Origin of the sequence: Streptomyces sp. SID9727 (genome assembly GCF_010550605.1) — a bacterium.
Lineage (GTDB): Bacteria > Actinomycetota > Actinomycetes > Streptomycetales > Streptomycetaceae > Streptomyces.
In genome coordinates this window covers 1-2,003 of the sequence record NZ_JAAGNI010000066.1, presented here as the reverse complement: position 1 = coordinate 2,003, position 2,003 = coordinate 1, and the positions used below count along the sequence as shown (strand labels likewise).

Below are 2,003 nucleotides of genomic sequence, written 5' to 3'. Positions count from 1 at the left end.
CCCCGCGCCCGCACCGGCCGCCGTCACCCCGGCCGACGCGGCCGACGCCGCCCGGCTCGTCGCCTTCGGCCTCCAGCCCAAGCTGCTCCCCGCCCGCGACGCGGAGTACGCCGAACTGCTGCGCCGCTACCGGGACGACCCCGCCTTCGCGCGGCTCGCCGACGCCGTCGCCACCGGGCTCGGTCTCATCGTCCTGGAGGTGTCCCCCCGGGCCGGCATGGCCGTCACGGCGGGCGAGGACTCCGTCTTCGCCGTCCGCATGGGCGACTACGCGCGCCGCGCCTCCTCGGACAGCGCCGACCGCTTCCTGCACGGCCTCGCCCACCTCGCCGTCGCCGCGATGGCCTTCCCGCGCCCCGAGGACCTCGCCGACGACGCCTACATCGGCCGGATCACGGTCAACGGCGTCGACGCCTTCGTCCGCCAGGCGTGCGACCGGCTGGAGGAGCGCGCCGAGGAGCTGGGCGACAACACCGACCCGGCCAGCGACGCTCCGGGCCTGGAGGCCGGCTGGCGCGTCTATGCCCGGCGCAGCGCCACCGGCGCCACCAAGGACGCCCGCCGGCTCGCCGGATCCACCACCGGCATCATCGGCAAGGCCGTCGCCTTCCTCACCGACTCCGGCTTCCTCCAGCGCACCGGCGACGACGCCGGCGGCACGTACCGCACCACCGCCCGCTACCAGCTCCAGGTCCGCGACATGGCGGGCAGCGCCGCCATGGCCGAACTCCTCGACCTGGGCGTCGTCCCCGTCACCGACGGAAGCGCCACACTGCTGCCGCCCCCGGACCCCGACGACCTGGAACTGGTGGCCGACGCCGGCCTGCCGTTCCACGGCTGACCGCCGCCCGTCACCGACGTCTCCCCCCTCCGCTCCCAGAACGACGAGAGTCCGCCGCCATGTACGAGCTGTCCCGGGTCCGCCTCTACTCCATCGGACCGGCCGGCGCACGCTACGCCGACACCGTGCTCGACCTGCGCGGAGTCGGCGAGCCCGTGCCCCGCCCCGCCCCGGCGCAGGCGGAGTTCTTCGAGGACGAGCCGGTCGGGCCGCCGCGCCGGCCCGCCCCCGCGGGCGTCCTCTTCCTGGAGAACGGCGGCGGTAAGTCCGTCCTGCTGAAACTGATCTTCTCGGTGATGCTGCCGGGCCACCGCAACACCCTCGGCGGCGCCAGCTCCGGCGTGCTGCGCAAGTTCCTGCTCGCCGACGACTGCGGCCATGTCGCCCTGGAATGGCAGCACACACTGACCGGCGAGTGCGTGGTCGTCGGCAAGGTCAGCGAGTGGCGCGGACGCCAGGTCTCCAACGACCCCCGCAAGTTCGCCGAGGCGTGGTACTCGTTCCGCCCGGGCCCCGGCCTCGGGCTCGATTCGCTGCCCGTCGCCGAGTCCACCGCCGTCGGCCGCCCCTCCGAAGGCGTCTCCGGAGCTCGCGGCCGCCGCCGCACCATGAAGGGCTTCCGCGACGCGCTCACCGAGGCCGGGAAGTTCTACCAGCACCTCGACGTGCACTGGGAGGAGATCCACGACCGCTGGAACGAGCACTTGGGCGACCTGGGGCTCGACCCCGAACTCTTCCGCTACCAGCGCGAGATGAACGCCGACGAGGGCGAGGCGGCCGGCCTCTTCGCGGTCAAGAAGGACTCCGACTTCACCGATCTGCTGCTGCGCGCCGTCACCGACACCCGCGACACGGACGGCCTCGCCGACCTCGTCAGCGGCTTCGGCAACAAGCTCGGCCGCCGCGCCGAACTCACCGCCGAACGCGACTTCACCGCAGGCTCCGTCGACCTCCTCGGCCGCATCGTCGAGGCCGCCGCAACCCGCGCCCGCGCCCGCGACATCCACGCCGGATCCGAGCGCCGCACCCGCACCCTCGCCCGTCGCCTCTCCGCCCGCGCCGGCGAGGAGCGCGGCCGGGCCGCCGAGCTCGCCCAGCAGGTGACCGCCGCCGCCCACACCGTCACCGGCGCCGAGGAGACCCGCGGCCGCTGCTCCCTGAT

The 2,003-nt window shown here is 74.6% G+C and carries 1 protein-coding gene and 1 pseudogene; both read left to right on the top strand.

Annotated features, from left to right (window positions below):
• Positions 1-841, top strand: an 841-nt coding sequence (locus G3I41_RS04085; protein WP_164398931.1) for a hypothetical protein, incomplete at its 5' end; no start/stop codon positions are given.
• A gap of 59 nt (positions 842-900) precedes the next feature.
• Positions 901-2,003, top strand: a pseudogene (locus tag G3I41_RS04080) (hypothetical protein); the annotation flags it as partial.